Source organism: Aquisalimonas lutea, from assembly GCF_030409225.1.
Taxonomy (GTDB): domain Bacteria; phylum Pseudomonadota; class Gammaproteobacteria; order Nitrococcales; family Aquisalimonadaceae; genus Aquisalimonas; species Aquisalimonas lutea.
The window spans coordinates 210,487-232,411 of the sequence record NZ_JAUFPK010000007.1 but is presented as its reverse complement, the minus strand read 5'-3'; the positions used below and the strand labels follow the sequence as shown (position 1 = coordinate 232,411).

Here is a 21,925-nt window from a genome sequence, read left to right as displayed (position 1 = left end):
GAGGAGATCATGGCCCGTACCGAGGTAACGCCCCCACGGCCGCAGCCCAACGACGTCCCGCTGACGCCCCTGTCGCTGCTGGACTGGGCCGCCAGCGTCTACCCCGACCATCCCGCTGTCATCCACGGGGCACGGACCACCAGCTACGCCGAGTATGACGCCCGCTGCCGGCGACTCGCGTCCGCCCTGCTCGGCCGCGGCATCGGCGCGGGCCAGACCGTCGCGGTCATGCTGCCCAACATCCCGGCCATGCTGGAGGCGCACTTCGGCGTCCCCATGGCCGGGGCGCTGCTCAACACCATCAACATCCGCCTGGATGCCGGCACCGTCGCCTTCATTATCGACCACGGCGAGGCGGATGCGCTGATCACCGATACCGAGTTCGCGCCGGTCATCCGCGAGGCCCTGGAGCGCTGCGAGCGCCGCCCGCTGGTCATCGACGTGGCCGACCCGGAAGGCCCGGGCGGCGAGCGCCTGGGTGCACTGGAGTACGAGGACCTGCTCGCCGAGGGCGACCCCGGGTTCCGCTGGCAATGGCCCGCCAGCGAGTGGGACAGCATCAGCCTCAACTACACCTCCGGCACCACCGGCAACCCCAAGGGCGCCCTCTACCACCACCGCGGCGCCCACCAGGGGGCGTTCAGCAACATCATCGCCTGCGACATGGGCCGCCACCCGGTCTACCTGTGGACGCTGCCCATGTTCCACTGCAACGGCTGGCGCTTCCCCTGGACCCTCCCCGCGGTGGCCGGCACCAGCGTGTGCCTGCGGCGGGTGGAGCCGGCGGCGATCTTCGCGGCCATCGGCGCCCACCGGGTGAGCCACTTCTGCGGGGCGCCGCTGGTGCTGAACATGCTCACCAGCGCTCCGGAAGCGCGCACGGCCACCTTCGAGCACCCGGTCACGGCGTACACCGGGGGCGCGGCGCCGCCGTCGGCGGTCATCGGGGCCATGGAGGCCATGGGCATCCACGTGGTGCACCTGTACGGCCTGACCGAGACCTACGGGCCGTCCCACTACTGCGCCTGGCGCGCGGAATGGGACGCGCTGTCGCCGGAGGAGAAGGCCCGGCGGACGGCGCGCCAGGGCGTGCGCTACCTCAGCATCGAGGAGAGCATGGTCGCGGACACCGACACCCTGGAGCCGGTGCCCATGGACGGCGCGACCATGGGCGAGATCATGGTGCGCGGCAACTCGGTCATGAGCGGCTACCTGAAGAACCCCGACGCCACCGACGAGGCCTTCCGCGGCGGCTGGTACCACACCGGCGACCTGGCCGTGTGGCACCCGGACGGCTACCTGGAGATCCGCGACCGGGCCAAGGACGTGATCATCTCCGGCGGCGAGAACATCTCCACCATCGAGGTGGAGGATGTCCTCTACCGCCATCCCGCGGTACTGGAGTGCGCGGTGGTGGCCGCGCCCAGCGAGCGCTGGGGCGAGACCCCGTGCGCGTTCGTCACCCTGCGCCCGGACGCCGAGCCGCCCGGCGCCGCAGAGCTGCTGGCCTTCTGCCGGGAGCACCTGGCCGGCTTCAAGATCCCCCGGCACGTGGTCTTCGAGGAGCTGCCGAAGACCTCCACGGGCAAGATCCAGAAGTTCGTGCTCCGGGACCGGACCGCCGGGCTGACCGACGCGGACATGGTGCGCTAGTCCACATCCGGCAGGTAGGCCCGCACGGTCTCGAGCAGTGCCTCCTGGGACTGGATGAACTCCAGTCCCAGGACCAGGCGCCCGCCGCCGGGCTGCTGGTGGCGGCGCACGGTGGCGTCGATCTCGGCGGCGCCGGTCTGCCCCGGCAGATACGCCCACACCCGTACCTGCGCCCCCTCGGCGAGAATGCCGGGGTCGGTGCGGATGAGATCCACGCGGCAGCCGGTCTCGCTGACATCCGTCAGGGCCGCCTGGTGGACGGTGTCGCCGACTTCCAGCCGCGCCGCCGCAAAGCAAGGCACCCGCATGGCCGAGCGGATGGCGTGCTCGGCCACCTCGTCGGGCCACTGGAGATACAGCAGCGCCTCGGGAACCCGGTGCACGGCCAGCACCGGCGACCGGAAGCCGAAGGCGATGCCGTGGAGAACGAACCGCGCCAGGACCATCTCGTCCTGGACGAAGCGCATGCGCTCGATCCGGTCGTCCGCACGGGCACCGCCGCGCAGGATCAGGTACCGGTTCTCGCACTGGCCGACGTAGCGGGCCACGATCCGGGACCGGCTGTTCAGGGCCTGGACCTGGATCTCGTGCCCGGGCCTTAGATCCAGGCGGCGGGACGAGCGGCTCGCGCCCGCCTCGCGGTCCTCCTGCTCCACCGGCTCGGGCCCGGCCCCCGAAGACGTTGCCATATTCCCCCTTCCCCCTATACAGCGAGCAGCTGACGGCTGCGTTCATGCCAGCGAGCGAACGGCGGCCAGTCGCCGAACGCCACGTCCGGCGGCAATCCCAGGCGCTCCAGGCTGGGCACCCGGCACGCGGCGAGCTCCGCCATGGGATGATCGCTATCGCGGCGCAGGTCGAGCTGGGCCGCGATGACGACATCCGCCAGGTCCACCTCGCCGTCGTCGGTCTCGCGGATCCAGTTCTCGTGGGCCTCCACGGCGGCCACCACCGCCTCCGGAAACCGCCACACCCGCAGCAATGCCGCACCCACGTCCGGGTGCCCCTCGTCCAGCAGCTGCTCCAGGCGCCGCCAGTCCTCGCGCAGCTCGGGCTTGCCGCTGGCGAAATGGAGCGTGACCAGCTTGCCGATATCGTGGAGCAGCCCCGCCAGCAGCGCGCGCTCGGAGTTCAGCCGCGCGCAGGAGCGCGCCAGTGCGTGGCAATGCACCGCCACCTCGCGGCTGTGCCGGTAGAGCTCCAGGACGCTGGAGCGGTACGGACCGCGGATCCGGTGCACCATCTGCATGAGCGAATAGTTGGTGACCAGCACGCCGGTGAGGTCCAGGCCCAGCCGCTGCAGCGCCCCGGACACGGTGCCCGTGTCCACGTCGCCGCGCACGGCGACGCTGTTCGCCATCTTGATGACGTAGGCGGACACCCCGGGGTCCTGGCGGATGCAGTCGGCCAGGCGGCGCGGCTCGGGTTCCGGGCGTGCCAGCTCCTCGCGCACGTGCGCCAGGATCCGGGGCACCCCCGGCAGCGCCACACGGCCTTCCGTGATGTCCTCCCGCAGGGCGTTCAGGTCGGCTGTAAACACTGACACTGACATTGCGTGCGGCCCGTACCCGTGGGTGTTGTTGTGTTCGTCGTTCCGGCACGCGAGTCGTGCGGGTCCGCCGGCGCCCCTCCGAACTGAACGATCAACCGGGGCGCGCGTTCAGTGTCCCATATGGGAGGGCCCTGTCTACCCCCGGGGGCCCGTCCCTCCGCGCCGAATATGCACCTAATCGTTGCCGAAGAACGCCCGCACGACGTTGATGTCGCGGGTGCGGCCCATGCGCGGCAGGCTGTCGAGGAACTGGCGGCCGTAGGAGCGCCCGGTCAGCCGGGGGTCGCCGATCATGAGAACGCCATAGTCGGTGGAGTCCCGGATCAGCCGGCCCACGCCCTGGCGCAGCGCGATGACCGCCTGGGGCAGCTGGAAGTCCCGGAACGGATTGCCCTGGTGGCGCCGCAGGAAATCGATGCGCGCCTCGGTGACCGGATCGGTGGGCGCGGCGAACGGCAGCCGGTCGATGAGCACCGCGGACAGCGCCGCCCCCTTGACGTCGACGCCCTCCCAGAAGCTGCCCGTGCCCAGCAGCACGGCGTTGCCCTCCTGCCGGAAGCGCTCCAGCAGCTGGTTCTGGGATGCATCCCCCTGGACGAGCACGGGGTACGGCAGGTGCTCGCGGAACGCCTCGGCCGCCTCCCGCAGGGCACGATGGCTGGTGAACAGAACGAAGGCGCGGCCGCCGCTGGCATGGATGACCTCCTCCGCCCGGTCGCGGAACGCCCGGGCGTACGCCGGGCTGTTCGGCTCCGGCATGCCCCCCGGGGCGTAGAGAAGCGCATTGTTGCGGTAGTCGAACGGGCTGTCCACGCGCAGGGTGCGCACCTCGTCGTCGAGCCCCAGGCGCCGGGCGAAGTGATCGAAGCGCCCTTTCACCGACAGGGTGGCGGAGGTAAAGATCCATGCCCCCTTGTGCCTGTGCATGCGCGCCTGGAACTGCTGCCCCACGTCCAGGGGCGTGAGGCGCAGGATGAACGCCTGGGCGTAGGTCTCGTACCACTGCACGAACTCGTCGGATTCGCCTTCGGCGAAACGCTCCAGCAGCCCCGCCATGTCCACCGCGCGGCGGTGGCAGTTCTCCAGGCCGCGGCCGCGCTCCGCCAGGGTCTCCAGCACCGCGGCCAGCTCCCCCGTGGCCGTGCGCAGCTCCTGCAGGGCCCCCGTGACCTGCTCGTTGCCGGCCATGGGCGCCCAGGCCGCGCGCTGACCCTGCTCGCCCAGCGCCAGGCGGAAGTCCATGACCGCCTTGCGCACGCGCTCCAGGCCGTCCGGCAGCGCCGGCTGATCCCCCGCCTCGCGCAGGTACTCCGCCTGGGTGTCGCGCAGCAGATCCTGGAACTGCCGGCTGCTGATGGACAGGCCGAAGAACTGGGAGGCGACGTCCGGCAGCTGGTGCGCCTCGTCCAGGATATAGGCATCGGCGGTGGGCAGCACCTCACCGAAACCGCCCTCCTTCAGCGCCATGTCGGCCATGAGCAGGTGATGGTTCACCACCAGCAGATCCGCCTCCTGGGCGCGACGGCGGGCGCCCATGAGAAAGCAGTCGTTGAATTGCGGGCATTCCTGGCCGAGACAGTTGTCGGCGGTGGACGTGGCGCGGGCCCACACCGGCGCGTCGTTGGGCACGTCGGCGAGCTCGGCGATATCCCCGCTGCGGGTGACCCCGGCCCACTGGCGGATGGCCTGCAGCTGCTCCGCCGTACCGGGACGATCGAAGCGGGCATCCGCTTCCGCCTGCTCCATGCGGTACAGGCACAGGTAGTTCGTCCGCCCCTTGAGCAGCGCCGTGCGCACCGGCAGGTCCAGGGCATCGCGCAGCAGCGGCAGATCCTTCTCGTAGAGCTGATCCTGCAGCGTCTTGGTGCCGGTGGAGACGATCACCCGCCGCCCCGACAGCAGCGCCGGCAGGAGATAGGCAAAGGTCTTGCCGGTGCCCGTGCCGGCCTCGGCGATCAGGGTCTCGCCGTCCTCGATGGCGGCGGCCACCCCGTGGGCCAGGGTCTTCTGCTCCTCCCGGGGCTGGAAGCCGGGCAGCGCGGCCGCCAGGGCGCCGTCCGGCCCCAGGTGGTGATCGATCTCAGTCACCGCCGGCCTCCTGCAGACCCCGGGCGCGCTCCCGTGCCCGGGCGGCGCCGTCCTCGTCGCCCAGCATCTGCCGGCTGGCGGCGATCACCTGCCAGTTGCGCGCCTTGAGCTCGCGGTTGTCGCCGGCGTGGCTCAGGGAGCGCCCGGCGAGATCCGCCGCCTGCTCGTAGGCTGCCTCCCGGTAGCGCACGATGGCCAGGTTGTGCCAGAGCACGGCGCTGTCCGGACGGATGCGCAGCGCCCGTTCCAGCAGCGCACCGGCGCGGTCGTTGTCGCCGTTGTCCGAGGCCGCGCGGGCGTCGGCAAGCAGGCGCTGGACAGCCGCCATGCCGGCCTCGCTGTCGGCGTCCCGGTCCGGCTCGGGGGCCTCCGCCGGCGCCTCGTCGCCGTCATCCTCCCGGGACGGCGGCTCCACCACCGCACAACCGGCGAGGGCGAGGACCAGGACCAGCGCCAGCGCGACAGCCGCAGCCCGCAGCGCACCCGGCCCGCCCGGGGTCACCGGAACAGGCCCCGCAACCAGCCATCCCCGTCGTCGTTCCGCTGCGCGCGCCGGCGTCCGCATTCCGTCCACTGCTCCGGTTCGTGCCCGCGATGATACGGCAGCTGTCGCGCTCCCGTGCAGGCCTCGTGAGTCCTTCGCCCGGTCTCGGCATCCACCCAGACGGGCACAACGTTGTCGGGACGCTCCTGGCGGAAGCCGCGCCGGGCCACTGCGTCCATGGTCTGCGCCCACAGCGGCAGCGCCCCGGTGCTGCCCGTCAGCCCGGTGGTGCCGTTGTCGTCGCGGCCCATCCAGACCACGCCCACCACGTCGCCGCTGAACCCGGCGAACCAGCTGTCGCGGTTGTCGCTGGTGGTACCCGTCTTGCCCGCGAGATCCATGTCGCGGGAGATGACGTCATAGGCGCCCTGCCCGGTGCCTTCGCGCACGACCCGCTGGAGGGCGTAATTGATCAGGTACAGCGGCGCGTCGTCGATCACGCGCTCGGCCTCCAGTGGATAGCGCTTCAGCCGCTCGCCGTCGTCGTCGCTCACCGCCCGTACCGAGCGCAACGGCGTACGGAAGCCGTCCCCGGCGAACACCTGGTACATCCGCGCCACGTCCAGTGGCGACCGCTCCGCGGTCCCCAGCATGTACGAGGGATAGGCGCGTCGCGGCGCGTCCTGCCCCAGGCGGCGCATGACGTCGGTGACGGCCGTCACCCCGACATCCATGCCCAGGCGGATGGCGGGTATGTTATACGAGTGAGTCAGCGCGTCCACCAGCAGCACGTCGCCGCGGAACGTGCGGTCGAAGTTCCGCGGCGTCCACACCTCGCCCCGGGCATCTTCCAGCCGCAGGGGCGAGTCGTCCAGGATACTGCCCAGCCCCCAGCCCGACGGGCGCTCCAGGGCCGCCAGGTAGATGGCGGGCTTGATGAGCGAGCCGATGGGCCGACGGGCGTCCAGGGCCCGGTTGAAGCCCGCGAAGCGCGGGTTCCGTCCCCCGATCAGCGCCGTCACCTCCCCGGAGTCGGCGTTCACCGTGACCACGGCGGCCTCCAGGCTGTCGGGCCGCCCTTCCAGCTGTCTCCGTACCGCGCGCTCCGCGGCATCCTGCGCCCGCGGCGACAGGGTGGAGAACACGCGCAGGCCGGCGGTCTGCAGGTCCTCGCGGCGGTAGTCCCGCTGCAGGTGGCGCTGCACCAGATCCATGAACGCCGGGTAGTCATGGCGTGTCGAGGCCCCTTCGTCCACCATCCCCAGCGGGCGGCCCCGGGCCTCACGCGCCGCCTCCGGCGAGATCACGCCATTGTCCGCCATGATGCCCAGCACCACGTCCCGGCGGCGCTTCGCCCGCTCCGGGTGGCGCCGCGGGTTGTAGCGGCTCGGGCCCTTGACCATGGCCACCAGCAGGGCCTGCTGGTCCACGGACAGCTCCGCCAGCGGCCGGCCGAAGAAGTACGGCGCCGCCAGGCCGAAGCCGTGGATGGCCCGGTTGCCGTCCTGGGCCAGGAAGACCTCGTTCAGGTAGGTCTCCAGGATCGTGCGCTTGTCGTAGCGCATCTCCAGAAGCACCGCCATGACCGCCTCGTTGAGCTTGCGGGCCAGCGTCTGCTCGCTGGAGAGGTAGAGGTTCTTGACCAGCTGCTGGGTCAGCGTGCTGCCGCCCTGGACGATACGCCCGGCGCGCAGGTTGGCCAGGGCGGCCCGGGCGATCGCCGTCGGCGAGACGCCGAAATGGCGGTGGAACGCCCGGTCCTCCACGGCCAGAAGGCCGCCGATCAGGGTCACCGGGACGTCGTCGAGCTGCACCAGGAGACGGTCCTCGCGGCGCGTCGGCGCGATGGCGCCGATGGCCGCCGGATCCACGCGGACCAGCGGCAATGCCTCGCCGGAGGCGCGGCGCTGGATCGTCTGCACGCGCCCGTCGGCGAACCCGACGCGCAGCCGGCGGGACGGCTCGCTGCCGTCCCAGTAGTCGAACGCCCGCGTGGTCAGGTCCACGGTAGACCCGTGCCGGGCCCAGGTACCGGGCCGGGCGCCGTCCCCGGCCTGCCGGTAGCCCGCCGCCCGGAGCTCGGTGATCAGCTCGTCGGGCGTCAGCGCACGCCCGGTGTAGAGCTCCAGCGGGCGGGCGTACACCGTCGCCGGCTCGGACCAGCGCTTGCCCTCGAACAGCGTACGGACCTCGTAGTCGAGCCAGGCGACGTAGCCGGCAGCCGCGACCAGGGCCGCCGCCAGCCCGATGAGCAGCCAGCGCCGGAGGGGGAAGGTGCGTTTCCGTGATGTGGACCGTTTCCGGGATTGCTTGCGCGCCATCTCGAAGACCGGGTTCGCCCCGCGGGGCCGTTCCTGTCCGTGTTCACCGCGGCCGACGGCCGATCCACAGTCCCCAGAGCCCGAGCAGGATATAGGCGCCAAGGGTCCAGGCCGGCAGGGTCACGCCCAGTACCGTGTGCACCTCGGCACACTCGCCGGAGCCCGCCAGCAGCATCGGCACGGTGTCCATGAACCCGAAAGCGCTCAGCATGTAGTCGAGGCCCGGCCCGCAGGCCGGCACCTCGTCCGCCGGGAGGCTCTGCAGCCACAGGTGCCGCCCGGCCACCCCCGCCCCGAGGGCGGCCACGAGCGCCACCAGGCCGCCGTGGACGAAGCGTCCCCAGCCGGTGGCCCCGTGCAGGAAGCCCAGCAGGAAGACCACGGCCAGGGCCGCGAACACCAGGCGCTGAACCATGCACAGGGGGCACGGCTCGACGCCGCCGATCCATTCGAGCCCGTAGGCAGCAACCAGAATCAGCAGGCTGACCAGCAACCCGAGCCCGTGGCCGCGACGCTGGCGCTGGCGCATTCGGGTCTCGGCTGTGACAAACATCGGACGCATGGCCGGGCTCGCGCTGCACAGTTGACGGCATAGCCTAACAGACGCGCGCGTCGGCAACAGGTGCGCCCCGTCACAACTCGGCACGAATCCTGGGGCACGGGACGCGACCTGTCCAGATGGCGCTGTCCGGCGACACCGGCTTCGGCACCGGCGCACCGCACCGCGGGCAGTAAAGATTTTGCAATGCCTGCCGCTACCCCGGAGGACAGCGCGACTCGAGACATGCGCCCCGGCCCCCCGAGGGCGCATCGAACCGCCTGCGGTCACGGGATATCAGGAGTGCCTATGCGTTTCCTCTTGCCAGCCGGGCGGAGCCACTCCGCCGCCCACGAGAACGCCGCCGCCACGGTGGACCCGGAGCTGAAGAGGGGGCTGCGCGAGCACGCCGGCGCGCTGCACGGCGCCATCGAGCGGATCCAGCAGGATCTCGACGCGGTCAGCAACCGCGTCGACCAGGAGGCCGATGCGTTCCAGTCCCTGGTGGGTCTGGGCGAGCAGCTGGGCGGGCTCAACGACACCACCAAGGCAGCGGCCAGCGAGGCCGGCGACGCCACTACCCGGGCCGGGCAGGCCGTGGCGGAGTCCCGGGAGACGCTGACGCGCTCGCTGGAGGACATCCGCGCCCTGACCGGGGCGGTCGCCGCCATCGAGCAGCAGATGGCGGACCTGGACGGCGCGCTGGAGGAGGTCAACAACGCCGCCGACACCATTGCCACCATCGCCAAGCAGACCAACCTGCTGGCGCTCAACGCCACCATCGAGGCCACCCGTGCCGGGGATCACGGCCGCGGCTTCGCCGTTGTCGCCGAGCACGTCAAGGAGCTGGCCAAGCAGGCCAGTACCACCACCGAGGACATCGGCACCATCCTGGGCGAGCTCCGCGACTGCGCCCGGCAGCTCATCGAGGCCGCCAGCGAATGCGGCCGCATCCAGGAGACCGTCAGCACCGGCACCGCCACCACGCAGACCCTGCTGGAGACCGTGGACGCCGCCATGGCCTCTCTCGACAGCATCTACGAGCGCATCAATGCGTCCGTGGAGCATATCGACGGCTATTGCCGGGAGACCGTCGACGGCCTGCAGGGCATGGCCGACGACGTGGGCACCGCCCGGGGGACGCTGGCGGAGGCGCGGGACGATGCCCGCGGCCTGCAGCAGACCGCCACGGACCTGGCCTCCGGCCTCGAGGCCCCCGATGCCGGCGACGGCCGCATCATCGAGTCCACCGCCGCCGCAACGGGAACGTTGACGGTGCAGGTATCCGACATCGCGGGCAACGCCGCGCAGGTGCGCGACCGGGTCAACGAGGAAGTGGACGTGCTGGGCCAGCTGGCCGGAACCGCCGGCCAGCTGGCCGCCACCGGCCAGGACGTCCACGCCGCCGCGGACGAGGCCCGCTCCACCGCCGCGAGCGCCGCGGGCAGCCTGCGCGAGTCCGGCGACGACGTCCAGGAGGCGGTCAGCGGCCTCCAGGAGATGACCGCCCAGGTCGATCACATGACCTCGGGGCTGGGCCGCTTCCAGGACGCCCTGGAGCGCATCCAGAAGGCCTCCACCAGCATCGCCGCCATCGCCAAGCAGACCAACCTTCTGGCCGTGAACGCCAGCATCGAGGCGGCGCGCAGCGGCTCCGCCGGCCAGGGCTTCGGCGTCGTCGCCGAGCAGATCGGCACGCTGGCGGAAGAGACCGGTGAGGCCACGCGCAACATCCAGCGCACCGTCGAGGGTCTCGCCACCAGCGCCCGCGCCCTCATGGACAAGGGGCGCGACGGCGCCGACCGTGCCGGGCGGGTGCGGGCGGACAGCCGCAACATCGGCGACGTCCTGGCCACCCTGGAAGGCGCCATGGATTCCGTGGCGAGCCAGTCCGGGCGGATCCGCGACGCCGCCACGGAAATGGGCCAGACCTGCAGCCAGGTGGACGCCGGCATGGACCAGCTGCGCCAGGAAGTGGAGCACTCGGCACGGGACCTGGGCAGCGCCAGCGAGCACCTGGACGAGCTGCTGGGCAAGGGCGAGGCGCTGCTGAACCTGTGCAACAGCACCGATGCCGACACCCCGGACCGCCCCATGATCGAGCAGGCCCGGTACGGCGCCGCCCAGGCCGGGGCCGCCCTGGAGCGGGCCGTCGCCGAGGGCAGGCTCCGCGAGGCCGACGTCTTCGACCGGGATCACGCCCCCGTGCCGGGCACCAACCCACAGCAGTACACCACCCGGTACGTGGACGTCACCGATGAGCTGTTCCCGGCGTTCCAGGAGGAGATCCTGGAGGCCCACGAGAAGATCATCTCGTGCTGTTGCACCGACGACCACGGCTACATCGGCACCCACAACCGGCACACGTCCAAGCCGCAGCGGCGCGACGACCCGGACTGGAACCGCGCCAACTCGCGGCACCGGCAGATGTACACCGACCGGGTCGGCCTCGGCGCCGCGCGCAACACGCGGCCGTTCCTGCTGCAGGCCTACCGGCGCAACATGGGCGGGAAGTTCGTGCTCACCAAGGACGCCTCGGCGCCCATCTACGTCCACGGGCGGCACTGGGGCGCGTGCCGGGTCATCTACGTGCCGTGACGGAAGGGCTCCTCGGTGCTGGCTACCTCGTCGCCCGCCAGCGCGGCCTCCAGGGAGGCCCAGGGAAGATTTGCGCACTTGATGCGCGACGGGAACTGCCGCACCGCCCGCAGCGGCTCCAGCGCCTCGGGCAGCGGTTGCGGCTCGCCCGCCAGCGTGCTCCGGAACGCCGCCATGAGCTCGCGGGCGCGTGCCAGGGTGGCGTCCTGGAGCACCTCCGTGAGCAGGGACGCCGACGCGGTGGCGATGGCGCAGCTGTCCCCCTGGAAGCCGACGGCGCGGATGACACCGCTGTCGTCGACGTCCAGCATCAGCTCGATGCGGTCGCCGCACAGGGGATTGTAGCCGCGGCCGTGGTGGGTCGCGGCCTCCAGGACAACGTAGTTGCGCGGGTGCCGGTTGTGCTCCAGCACGACGTCCTGGTACAGCTGAAACAGCTCGTCGGCCATTACGAACCTTTCAGGAAGTAACTCAGCGGGCGAACAGCCGGCGGACCTTGTCGATGGAGGCAACCAGGCGGTCCACGTCGGCCCGGGTATTGTACACGCCGAACGACGCCCGCGCCGTCGCCGGGATGCCGTAGCGCTGCATGACCGGCTGCGCGCAATGATGCCCGGAACGGATGGCCACGCCGTCGTTGTCCAGGATCGTGCCGATGTCGTGAGGGTGCGCCTCGTCCATGACGAACGACAGCGCTGCCGCCTTGCGGCGGGCGGTGCCGATGATGCGCACCCCGTCCATGGCGCCCACCTGCTCGTGGGCGTAGGCCAGCACGTCCGCCTCGTGGGCGGCCACCCGGTCGCGGCCCAGGTCCATGAGCCATTCCAGTCCCGCGCCCATGCCGATGACCCCGGCGATATTGGGGGTCCCGGCCTCGAAGCGCTGGGGCGGCTCGGCGAACTCGGAGCGCTCGAAGGAGACCGTCTTGATCATGTCGCCGCCGCCGTGCCACGGGGGCATGCTCTCCAGCAGCGCGTACCGGCCCCAGAGCACCCCGGCGCCGCTGGGCCCGTAGGTCTTGTGCCCCGAGAACACGTAGAAATCGCAGCCCAGGGCCTGGACGTCCACCGGCATGTGCGGCGCCGACTGCGCCCCGTCCACCAGCACCGGGACGTCGCGCTCGTGGGCCAGGCGCACGATCTCCTCCACCGGGTTGATCGTGCCCAGGGCATTGGAGACGTGGATGACGCTGACCAGCTTCGTGCGCTCGTTGATGCGCGCGGCCACGTCGTCCAGGTCCAGCTCGCCGGCGTCGGAGAACGGCACCGCCACCAGCTTCGCCCCGGTGGCCTCGCACAGCAGCTGCCAGGGGACGATGTTGGAGTGATGCTCCATGCCGGTGACGAGAATCTCGTCGCCGGCCTGGAGCCGCGGCCGGACGAAGCTGTTGGCCACCAGGTTGATGCCCTCGGTGGTTCCGCGGGTGAACACCACCTCCTCCTCGGAGGCGGCGTTGAGGAACCGTTGCACCGTCCCGCGCACGGCCTCGAAGGCCGTGGTGGAGCGCTGGGAGAGATCGTGCACGCCCCGGTGGATGTTGGCGTAGTAGCTGCGATAGCAGTCGCTCACGGCGTCGATCACCACCTCGGGCTTCTGCGCCGTGGCGCCGTTATCCAGATAGACCAGGGGCTTGCCGTTGATCTCCTGGTGCAGGATCGGGAACTGGGCCCGGATGTGCTCCAGGTCCAGCCCCGAGACTCCGCCTACCACCGGATCCGCCTGACTCATAGCAGCTTCCTCACCGTCTCCTCGCCGGGCAGCAACGAGATCAGCGCCTCCCGCTCGTAGGTCTGCAGGGAGGCCAGCGGCATGTCGTCGAGCATCTCGTTGGCGAACGCGAAGGTCAGCACGCCCCGGGCCTCCTCCTCGGAGACCCCGCGGGTGCGCATGTAGAACACCGCGGCCTCGTCCAGCTGCCCCACCGTGGAACCGTGGCCGCACTTGACGTCGTCCGCGTAGATCTCCAGCCGCGGGTTGGAGTGCGCCAGGCCCTTGGGGCTGAGCAGCAGGTTGCGGTTCTCCTGCTCGGCATCGGTCTTCTGGGCGCCCTTGGCCACCTGGATGAGGCCGTCGAAGACGGACTCCGACTTGCCTTCCAGCACGCCCTTGACCAGCTGCCGGCTGGAGCAGTGATCGGCGTTGTGCCGCACCCACGTGTGGATGTCCGAGAACTGGCCGTTGTGCACCAGGTACAGCCCGTTCAGGGTCGCCGATGCGCCCGGGCCGTCCAGGTTCACGTAGATGTCGTTGCGCACCCGCTGGCCGCCGGCGTGCATGGCATGCGCATACAGCTGCGCATCCCGGTCCAGGGTGGCGTGGATGACGCCCAGGTGCGAGCCGCTGTCGCCCTCGTCCACGTAGTGGAAGAGGCGGACATTGCAGTTGGCCTCGGCGATGACCTCCGTCACCGGGGCCGTCAGGTAGGCGGCCCCGTCCGCGCCCTCATGGCGCTGCACCACGGTGAACTCGGAGCTGGTCGCCCCGTGGATCAGCACCCGCGGCCAGGACGCCACGCCGGCGCTGTCCGCGGTCATGATGTTCACCAGCTCGATGGCCTGCTCGGGCGCGGCGCCGCTGGTGACCTCGATCACCGTGCCTTCCGTGGTGAAGGCGGTATTCAGCGCCAGGAACGGGTGCGGCTCGGCGTCGGCGTGACGGGCCAGGTGCTGCTCGGCGACGCCGCCGTCTTCCTGCAGCGCCGCGGCCAGGGTCCGCACCCGCAGGCCGTCCGGCAGGCGCTCCAGATCGGAGCGGCCGGTATCGAGGATGCCGTCCACCAGGACGATGCGCACGGCGTCGTCGACCACCGCGAGGCGCTGTTCCGCGGCGCCGCCGAGGCTGCCCGGCGCCGGCGCAGGCCGGAAATGCTCCTGGGTGACGTTGCCCAGGCGTGTCTGCTTCCACGCCTCGACCTTGCGCGTGGGGAATCCGGCGGCCTCGAAGCGCTGCATGGCAGCCTCGCGCCGGGTCTCCCACCAGGCCGGCTCCGCCGAGCGATCCCGGGCCTGGAAATCCTGCAGGTAGACGCTTTTGGGTTCTGCAACAGCTTCCATCATGTACCCCGTTGATCGGCGTTGGCTCAGGCTGCGCTGCCTTCCTCGAACAGCGAATAGCCGGACTCTTCCAGCTCGATGGCCAGCTGCTTGTCACCCGACTTGACGATGCGGCCGTCCACCATGACGTGCACGGTATCCGGCACGATGTAGTTCAGCAGGCGCTGGTAGTGGGTGATCAGCAGGAACGAGCGTTCCGGCGAGCGCAGGGCGTTGACGCCGTGGGAGACCGTGCGCAGGGCGTCGATGTCCAGCCCGGAGTCGGTCTCGTCCAGGATCGCCAGGCGCGGCTCCAGCACGGCCATCTGGAAGATCTCGTTGCGCTTCTTCTCGCCGCCGGAGAAACCGGTGTTGACCGGGCGCTTGAGCAGCGACTCGTCCATCTGCACCAGCTGCATGCGCTCGCGCACGTGCTTGAGGAACTGCGCGGCATCCACTTCCGGCTCGCCGCGATGCTTGCGGATGGCGTTGGCCGCCGCCTTGAGGAAGTAGGTGTTGGACACGCCCGGGATCTCCACCGGGTACTGGAAGCCCAGGAACATGCCCTCGCGGGCGCGCTCCTCCGGCTCCATCTCCAGCACGTTGTTGCCGTCCAGCAGCACCTCGCCGTCGGTGACCTCGTAGCCGGGATCACCGGCGATCACCTTGGCCAGGGTGCTCTTGCCGGAGCCGTTCGGCCCCATGATGGCGTGCACCTCGCCCGTGTCCAGGCTGAGGTCGATGCCCTTGAGGATCTCCTCGCCATCCACCTCGGCGTGCAGGTTGCGAATCTCAAGCAATGCCATTTCCAGACTCCAGATTCAGTTCGATTCGTCGTGGCCCGGCGTCCGCGTCGGGCCGGATTCAGGGGAATACCGGTTCAGCCGACGCTGTCCTCCAGCGTGACCTCCAGCAGCTTCTGCGCCTCCACGGCGAACTCCATGGGCAGCGTCTTGAACACGTCCTTGCAGAAGCCGTTGACGATCAGCGACACGGCCTCCTCGGCGCCGATGCCCCGCTGGGTGCAGTAGAACATCTGCTCCTCGCTGATCTTGGACGTGGTGGCCTCGTGCTCCACCTGGGCGCCGGGATGCTGGATGTCGATGTACGGGATCGTGTGCGCCCCGCACCGGTCACCGATCAGCATGGAGTCGCACTGGGAGTAGTTGCGCGCCCCGCTGGCCGTGGGGTTGACCCGCACCAGGCCGCGGTAGGTCTGGTCCGCCTCGCCGGCGGAGATGCCCTTGGCGACGATAGTGCTGCGGGTATTCTTGCCCATGTGGATCATCTTGGTGCCGGTATCGGCCTGCTGCCGGTTCCGGGTCACCGCCACGGAGTAGAACTCGCCCACGGAGTCATCGCCCTTGAGCACGCAGCTCGGGTACTTCCAGGTGATCGCCGAGCCGGTCTCCACCTGCGTCCAGGAGATCTTGGAACGCTTGCCGGCGCACAGGCCCCGCTTGGTGACGAAGTTGTAGATGCCGCCGACGCCGTTCTCGTCACCCGGATACCAGTTCTGCACGGTGGAGTACTTGATCTCGGCATCGTCCAGGGCGATGAGCTCCACCACCGCGGCGTGCAGCTGGTTCTCGTCGCGCATGGGCGCGGTGCAGCCCTCCAGGTACGACACCGAGGCGCCCTCCTCGGCGATGATCAGCGTGCGCTCGAACTGCCCGGTGTGGCCCGCGTTGATGCGGAAGTACGTGGACAGCTCCATGGGGCACTTCACGCCCTTGGGGATGTAGACGAACGAGCCGTCGGAGAACACCGCCGAGTTCAGCGCCGCGAAGAAGTTGTCCTTGCGCGGCACCACGGTGCCCAGGTACTTCTGCACCAGCTCCGGGTGGTCATGGATGGCCTCGGACATGGAGCAGAAGATGATGCCCTGCTCCTTGAGCTTGTCCTGGTACGTAGTGCCCACGGACACGGAGTCGAACACCGCGTCGACAGCCACGTCCGGCTTCTCGCCCTCGGGCTTCTCCACGCCGGCCAGGGCCTCGCGCTCGTGCATGGGAATGCCGAGCTTCTCGTAGGTCTCCAGGAGCTTGGGATCGACCTCGTCCAGGCTGCCGGGCTTCTTCTTGGGCGCGGCATAGTACGAGATCGCCTGGAAATCGATGGGCGGGAAGCGCACCTTCTGCCAGTTCGGGTGCTCCATCTCCAGCCACCCGCGGTAGGCTTCCAGGCGCCATTCCAGCATCCACTCCGGCTCTTCCTTCTTCGCGGAGATGAACCGGATGATGTCCTCGTTCAGGCCCGCCGGTGCATACTCCTGCTCGATGTCGGTGATAAAGCCGTACTCGTAACCCTTCCTGGTTACCTGCTCGATGGTTTCGTTGCTCGCTGACATTGGCTCGCTCCGCTCAGCTCACTGCGGTTTTAATCCGGATGTCGATGCCCCGGAGACTGGGGTGCTCCGGCGACAGTGGTTGACTCATGTCCTTGATGCTCACTCCCTCGAGGGCGCGGTGGAAGGCATCGTTGATGCGCGACCAGTTGCTGCTGATGACGCAGTAGGGGCTGTACTGACATGCCTCGCCGCCTCCCTCGATGCAGTCCGTCAGGGCGATGGGCCCTTCGATGGCGCGTACCACCTCGGCGATGGAGATTTCCTCCGCCGGCCGTGCCAGACTGTACCCGCCCTTGGAGCCGCGATGCGACTCCAGCAGCCCGGCGTGCACGAGCTGCTTGAGGATCTTGCTGACCGTCGCCGGCGGCAGGCCGCGCCGGTCCGCAAGCCAGGTCGTGCTGAAGCGCTCTCCCGGGCCCTCGGCCATGACGCCGAGAATCGCTGTCGCGTAGTCGGTTTCCCGGTTGATGCGTATCATAGACTCAGTCTACATCAAATCGGACCATTTTGGTACACATTCAGTTTCTCACGGACGCAATCCCATGAACAGGCACCGCCTGGGCGCCGCCGCGCTCCTTCTTGTCTGCTCGTCGCTGCCGGCACAGCCGGGGGATTTCTGGGAGATCCGGGAGCACTCCTCCAACCTCCGCGCCGGCCCGGGCACCGAGCACGGCGTCCTGACCCAGCGCAACCGCGGCGCCGCGGTCATGGAGCTGCAACGGCAGGAGAACTGGATGGAGGTGGCGATCAACGGCGAGGGCCGGCGCGCCTGGATCCACCGCGACCTGCTGGAGCGGCTGACCTCGCCCCCGGACGAGGCCCCGGCATCGCCGGATTTCGACAACTTCGCGGCGCTGTTCGAGCCCGCCAGCCCGGCCAACCCCTTCGGCCCGCCGGCCTACTTCCGGGCACCGGTGCACCTGGGCTTCGGGGTGCTGCAGGTGGATGCGCACAACGGCTTCCTGGAGTTGCCCGCCGAAACCCGCAAGGAATACCTGGACAGCCTGCTGCGCCTGTGGGCCACCGCCGACAACTCGGGGGTGCCGGCGACCGTCGTCATCCGCGACCCGGCCTCCGGCGCTCATCCCTACATCCACAGTGCCTACCGGGGCGAGCACGCGCTGACCCCGGAGGCGCGCTGAATCGGGCTGGACCCGCACGGCGACGCACGCCATCCTGTTGCGTCTTCAGCAACTGCAGGGGGTTCGCATGACCCGCATGACGGGATTCATCGTCTTCGTCGCCGCCATTGTCGTGGCCGTCGCCGCCGTCATCCTCTCGGGCCTGCATCGCATGCCGGAGCCCTACGCCGGCTGCGTCGACACGCACCGCGAGCGCCCGGATATCGCCCTGGGACGGATGTACGACGCCGACCTCATCCTCGACGAGGAACGCTCCGGCGTCGAGGAGGATGCCCACGACGGCATCGGCTACCGGACCATCACCGCCCGGGTATCACCGGCGCCGGCCACGGCGGGGGACACCATCACCCTCACCTGCTACGAGGTGGACGGTCACGGCAGCCTGATCCTGCAGGAAGAGACCCTCCGCGAGATGGTGGGCATGGAGTAGCCGCGCGGGCCGCCCCCCTACAGCAGCCAGTCGCGGTAGCGGTCCGTGGACAGGACCATGCGCACCATGTCGGAGCTGTTGCGGGCATGCAGCTTCTCCAGGACGTTGGCCCGGTGCACCTCCACCGTGCGCGCGCTGATATCCAGGTCGTGGGCGATGACCTTGTTCAGCTTGCCCTGCAGCATGCCTTCCATGATCTCGGTCTCGCGGGGCGTCAGCTCGTCGAGCCGCCGCTCCACCTCCGCCCGCTCGGCGTGGTGATCGCGCCGGTAGCGGTCCAGCTCCAGGCCGTTGCGCACCTTCTCCAGCAGCACCTCATCGCGGAACGGCTTCTCCAGGAAATCCAGGGCACCGGCCTGGACGGCGCGTACGGCCATGGGGATGTCGCCGTGCCCGGAGATGAACACCACCGGCATGTCCACCGAGCGCGCACGCAGGGCATCCAGCAGCTCCAGGCCGTCCATCTGCGGCAGGCGCACGTCCAGCACCAGGCACCCCCGGCTGCCCGGGTCGACACGGTCCAGCAGGGCCTGCGGCTCGGCGAACGTCGCCACGGCGAGCCCGTCGCTCTCCAGCAGGAACGCGACGGCGTCGCGGACGTCCGGATCGTCATCCACCAGGTAGATCTGCTCAGCCATGGCTTGCCTCCTCGTTCGGGCCCGGGTGCTGGTCGCGAACGGGCAGGCGGATGCGAAAGCACGCCCCGGCACCCGGCTCGTTCGCCGCGTCGATGCGGCCGCCCTCGGCCTCGATGATGGAGCGGGCGATGGCCAGGCCCAGGCCGGTGCCGGACTGGCGCGTGGTCGTGAACGGGTCGAACAGCCCCTCGTCGTCCGGGTCGGGCAGACCGGGCCCGCCATCGACCACGGACAGGACCACCTCGCGGCCCTCGCGGGCCAGCGCCGTCTGCACCCGGACCCAGCGCCGCGCGGCGTTGCCGCCGGCATCCACCGACTCCAGGGCGTTCTGCATGAGATTGACCAGGACCTGCTGCATGCCCAGCGGCTCGACCTCCACCACCACCGCGGCATCGCACAGGACGAGATCCAGGGTCACGTTGCGGCGGCGGAACTCCGGCTCCAGCAGGCCCCGGGCATCCCGTGCGAGGTCGTTGAGATCCACGGCCTCGTTCCGGGCCTCGCCGCCGGCGAGGAACCGGCGGGTCCGGCGGACGATGTCCGACGCCCGGTCCGCCGTGGTCACGACGCGCTCCAGGGGAACGCGCAGCTCGTCCGTCGAGGCGCCGCGGGCCAGCATGCGGTTGGCACTCTGGGCATAGCTGCTCAGGGCGCACAGCGGCTGGTTGATCTCGTGGGCGATGCCGGCGGCCAGGGCGCTCATGGCGTTGATCCGCCCGGCGCGGGCGAGCATGTGCAGATGCTCCCGGGCGCGGGCCTCCGCGGCCAGCCGCTCCTGGCGCAGCACCGCCAGGAACAGCCCGGTCGCCGCCAGCAGCGCGAGCTGCGCGTGCAGCGACAGCAGGTCCGGTCCCATGCCCTCGTGGGCGAACGGCCCCTTGTTCATGGCCGTGCACTGGATGGCCACCATGGCCGCGAGAAGGGTCACCGCCGCCGCGGCCCAGGGCGGAAAGCGCAGGGCCACCAGCATCACCATGGGGAACACCGCGTAGGACAGGGGCAGCGCGAGCGCGTCGGGGATCCAGCTGGAGTAGACGACGAAGGTCAGCAGCGGCACGACGACCAGGGCGGCCAGCAGAGCCAGGGCCTGCGGGGCGTGGAAGCGCTCGCGCCGCAGGCTCACGGCCAGGGGAGCGAACAGCAGCACGCCCATGCCGTCCGCCAGCCAGCACAGCAGGATGCTCTTGGTCAGCTCCGGCGCCATGCCGGTGAGGACCAGGGCGCCGCTGGTGCCGCTGAGCAGGCCGGTGGCACCGATGCCCACGGCGATGAGCTTGAACAGCTCCGGCATGCGCGCCAGGTCGCCGCGGAAGTGCAGCCGCCGCAGCAATCCCGCGCCGATAACGGCGGCGACGGAATTGCCCAGGGCGAGAAGCGTGGCCTCGTGGGCGGGCACGCCCAGCGTCGCGTAGGACAGCGTGGAGGCGGCGAAGACCGTCAGCGTCAGCGGGTAGCCGAAGCGCCAGATGGCCGCGAGGGCGACGCCGGTGGCCGGCCAGATCAGGGGCACGTCCGGGTCCGCGAACATGAACTTCGATGCCCAGACGGCCAGGCCCAGGTAAAGGGCGAACGTGGCCCCGTGGGCAAGCACGCCGGACCACCCCCGGAGGCGCGCTTCGCGGGTGTCGGCAGCATTCGCCATCATCGATCTCCGCGACCCGCTCGCGCTCATGGCAGCAACCGGTGCAGCCAGCGCACCAGCCGCCGCGTCGACGGTGCGTAGAGCTTGTCGGCGTACAGCGTGTTCACGGCCCGCCGGTGAATCTGTGCCAGGGTCGGGTAGGCGTGGACCGCTGCCGACAGGTGCTTGATCTTCACCTCCGCCTGCATGGCGAGCACGAGCTCGTGGATCAGCTCGCCGGCGTGCGGCCCCAGCACCGTGGCCCCGATGATGCGCTGCTTGTGCACCACCAGCTTGAGCAGCCCGCCGGTGGTCCCTTCCGCCAGGGCGCGATCGACGTCGGCGAACCGGAACCGCGCCACCTGCACAGTATAGCCGTGCTCCCGGGCGGTGGACTCCGTCAGGCCCACGTGCGCCAGCTCCGGCGCCGTGTAGGTGACCCACGGAACCACCCGGTAGTCCGCCTTCTTCGGCAGCTTGAACACGACGTTGGCGATGACCACGCCGGCCTGGTACTCGGCCACGTGGGTGAAGGGGTAGAGCCCGGTGACGTCGCCGCAGGCGAAGATGTGCCGCGCGCTGGTGTGCATGCGGGCATCCACCGGTATGCCGCCCGCCTCCACCCGGACCCCGGCGTTGTCCGGCTCCAGGCTTTCGACGTTGGGGCGACGCCCCGCCGCCACCAGGATGCGGTCGGCGTCCACCGCGAACGCCTCGGCACCGTCGCGGCACGACAGCCGGGCCCCTTCCGAGCCGGCGTCCACCCCCTCGACGGTGGTGCCGACCCGGATCGTGATGCCCTCGTCCGCCAGGAGGCGCTGCAGCTCCCCGGTGATCTCGGGGTCTTCCCGGGGGAGGATGCGCTCGGCCATCTCGATGACCGTCACCTCGCTGCCCAGCCGCGCGAACGCCTGGGCCAGCTCCAGGCCGATGGGGCCGCCGCCGAGCACCGCCAGGCGGCGCGGCAGCTCGCGCTGGTCGAAGACCGTCTCGTTGGTCCAGTAGCCCGCCTCCTCCAGCCCCGGCACGGGCGGCACCGCCGGCCGCGAGCCGGTGGCGATGAGGAATCGCCTGCCCTGGAGCCGGCGATCGCCGACGGCGACGGTGCGGGCGTCGACGAAGCGCCCCTCGCCGAAGACCACGTCCACGCCGTAGCCGCGGAAGCGCTCGGGGTCGTCATGTTCCTGGATGCGCGCGACCACCTCGCGCACGCGGTCCATGACGGCGCCCAGGTCCGTGGCCGCGGCCGTGGCGGCAACCCCGTAGCGGCCGGCATCGCGGGCGAGATGGGCGACCTCGGCGGAGCGGATGAGCGTCTTGCTGGGCACGCAGCCGTAGTGCAGGCAGTCGCCGCCGAGCCGGCCCGTGCGCTCCACCAGCGCCACGTCCAGGCCGAGCTGACCGGCGACACTGGCGGTCACCAGACCGCCGACACCGCCGCCGAGGATGACCAGGTCGTAGCGCTGCGTCATGGGCCT

19 protein-coding genes are annotated in these 21,925 nt (G+C 70.4%); 4 read left to right on the top strand and 15 right to left on the bottom strand.

All coding sequences use genetic code 11. From position 1 onward, the window contains the following. Positions 1-9 precede the first annotated feature (9 nt). Positions 10-1,653 (top strand): acyl-CoA synthetase, encoded by a 1,644-nt coding sequence (locus tag QWY84_RS18785; protein WP_290204532.1) that lies wholly within the window; start codon positions 10-12, stop codon positions 1,651-1,653. On the opposite strand, the gene QWY84_RS18780 is transcribed toward QWY84_RS18785, so the two are convergent. The 6 genes from QWY84_RS18780 to QWY84_RS18755 all read right to left on the bottom strand — a co-directional run bounded on the left by QWY84_RS18780 (position 1,650) and on the right by QWY84_RS18755 (position 8,627). Next, positions 1,650-2,342 carry a PilZ domain-containing protein gene (locus QWY84_RS18780; RefSeq protein ID WP_290204530.1) on the bottom strand — a complete coding sequence of 231 codons (693 nt, stop codon included), beginning with the start codon at positions 2,340-2,342 and terminating at the stop codon, positions 1,650-1,652. The genes QWY84_RS18785 and QWY84_RS18780 overlap by 4 nt on opposite strands. 14 nt (positions 2,343-2,356) lie before the next feature. Then, on the bottom strand, positions 2,357-3,205 hold the full coding sequence (locus QWY84_RS18775) for an HDOD domain-containing protein (RefSeq protein WP_290204529.1): 849 nt from the start codon (positions 3,203-3,205) through the stop codon (positions 2,357-2,359). A 174-nt stretch (positions 3,206-3,379) separates the two neighbouring features. After that, entirely contained in the window at positions 3,380-5,293 is a 1,914-nt protein-coding gene (gene yoaA / locus QWY84_RS18770) for a DNA repair helicase YoaA (protein WP_290204528.1), read from the bottom strand. Then, the gene (locus tag QWY84_RS18765) at positions 5,286-5,795 is read right to left on the bottom strand and encodes a tetratricopeptide repeat protein (RefSeq protein WP_290204527.1); all 510 of its coding nucleotides are present in this window, start codon (positions 5,793-5,795) and stop codon (positions 5,286-5,288) included. The genes yoaA and QWY84_RS18765 overlap by 8 nt, the downstream gene beginning before the upstream one ends. Then, positions 5,792-8,098: a penicillin-binding protein 1B gene (gene mrcB / locus QWY84_RS18760; protein WP_290204526.1), complete on the bottom strand. Its 2,307-nt coding sequence runs from the start codon at positions 8,096-8,098 to the stop codon at positions 5,792-5,794. Before mrcB ends, QWY84_RS18765 begins: the two co-directional genes overlap by 4 nt. A 43-nt stretch (positions 8,099-8,141) precedes the next feature. Continuing rightward, the gene (locus tag QWY84_RS18755) at positions 8,142-8,627 is read right to left on the bottom strand and encodes a disulfide bond formation protein B (protein ID WP_290204524.1); all 486 of its coding nucleotides are present in this window, start codon (positions 8,625-8,627) and stop codon (positions 8,142-8,144) included. Between the two features lie 318 nt (positions 8,628-8,945). On the opposite strand from QWY84_RS18755, the gene QWY84_RS18750 reads away from it, so the two are divergent. Then, positions 8,946-11,234: a methyl-accepting chemotaxis protein gene (locus QWY84_RS18750; RefSeq protein ID WP_290204523.1), complete on the top strand. Its 2,289-nt coding sequence runs from the start codon at positions 8,946-8,948 to the stop codon at positions 11,232-11,234. Here the strand turns inward: QWY84_RS18750 and sufU are convergent. The 6 genes from sufU to QWY84_RS18720 all read right to left on the bottom strand — a co-directional run bounded on the left by sufU (position 11,222) and on the right by QWY84_RS18720 (position 17,094). Then, positions 11,222-11,683: a Fe-S cluster assembly sulfur transfer protein SufU gene (sufU, locus tag QWY84_RS18745; RefSeq protein WP_290204521.1), complete on the bottom strand. Its 462-nt coding sequence runs from the start codon at positions 11,681-11,683 to the stop codon at positions 11,222-11,224. The two genes, QWY84_RS18750 and sufU, sit on opposite strands and share 13 nt — an antisense overlap. Positions 11,684-11,705: 22 nt before the next feature. Continuing rightward, complete coding sequence (locus QWY84_RS18740) at positions 11,706-12,962, bottom strand: cysteine desulfurase (protein ID WP_290204520.1); 1,257 nt, start codon at positions 12,960-12,962, stop codon at positions 11,706-11,708. Beyond that, the gene (gene sufD, locus QWY84_RS18735) at positions 12,959-14,287 is read right to left on the bottom strand and encodes a Fe-S cluster assembly protein SufD (RefSeq protein ID WP_290204519.1); all 1,329 of its coding nucleotides are present in this window, start codon (positions 14,285-14,287) and stop codon (positions 12,959-12,961) included. Before sufD ends, QWY84_RS18740 begins: the two co-directional genes overlap by 4 nt. Positions 14,288-14,313: 26 nt before the next feature. Then, positions 14,314-15,066, bottom strand: coding sequence for a Fe-S cluster assembly ATPase SufC (gene sufC, locus QWY84_RS18730; protein ID WP_290204672.1), 753 nt, complete (start codon positions 15,064-15,066; stop codon positions 14,314-14,316). Between the two features lie 80 nt (positions 15,067-15,146). Further along, positions 15,147-16,616: a Fe-S cluster assembly protein SufB gene (gene sufB, locus QWY84_RS18725; RefSeq protein ID WP_290204518.1), complete on the bottom strand. Its 1,470-nt coding sequence runs from the start codon at positions 16,614-16,616 to the stop codon at positions 15,147-15,149. A gap of 13 nt (positions 16,617-16,629) precedes the next feature. After that, entirely contained in the window at positions 16,630-17,094 is a 465-nt protein-coding gene (locus QWY84_RS18720) for an SUF system Fe-S cluster assembly regulator (RefSeq protein WP_290204516.1), read from the bottom strand. A gap of 64 nt (positions 17,095-17,158) precedes the next feature. On the opposite strand from QWY84_RS18720, the gene QWY84_RS18715 reads away from it, so the two are divergent. Beyond that, positions 17,159-17,758 (top strand): SH3 domain-containing protein, encoded by a 600-nt coding sequence (locus QWY84_RS18715; protein WP_290204515.1) that lies wholly within the window; start codon positions 17,159-17,161, stop codon positions 17,756-17,758. 67 nt (positions 17,759-17,825) lie between these two features. Beyond that, a complete protein-coding gene (locus QWY84_RS18710; protein ID WP_290204514.1) occupies positions 17,826-18,188 on the top strand; it encodes a hypothetical protein in 363 nt (120 codons plus the stop codon). A 17-nt stretch (positions 18,189-18,205) separates the two neighbouring features. On the opposite strand, the gene QWY84_RS18705 is transcribed toward QWY84_RS18710, so the two are convergent. The 3 genes from QWY84_RS18705 to QWY84_RS18695 are packed head-to-tail and all read right to left on the bottom strand — an operon-like array spanning position 18,206 to position 21,919. After that, complete coding sequence (locus QWY84_RS18705; RefSeq protein WP_290204513.1) at positions 18,206-18,826, bottom strand: response regulator transcription factor; 621 nt, start codon at positions 18,824-18,826, stop codon at positions 18,206-18,208. Beyond that, positions 18,819-20,468 (bottom strand): sensor histidine kinase, encoded by a 1,650-nt coding sequence (locus tag QWY84_RS18700; protein WP_290204512.1) that lies wholly within the window; start codon positions 20,466-20,468, stop codon positions 18,819-18,821. The genes QWY84_RS18705 and QWY84_RS18700 overlap by 8 nt, the downstream gene beginning before the upstream one ends. Positions 20,469-20,494: 26 nt before the next feature. Further along, on the bottom strand, positions 20,495-21,919 hold the full coding sequence (locus QWY84_RS18695) for a dihydrolipoyl dehydrogenase family protein (RefSeq protein WP_290204511.1): 1,425 nt from the start codon (positions 21,917-21,919) through the stop codon (positions 20,495-20,497). Positions 21,920-21,925: the final 6 nt, after the last annotated feature.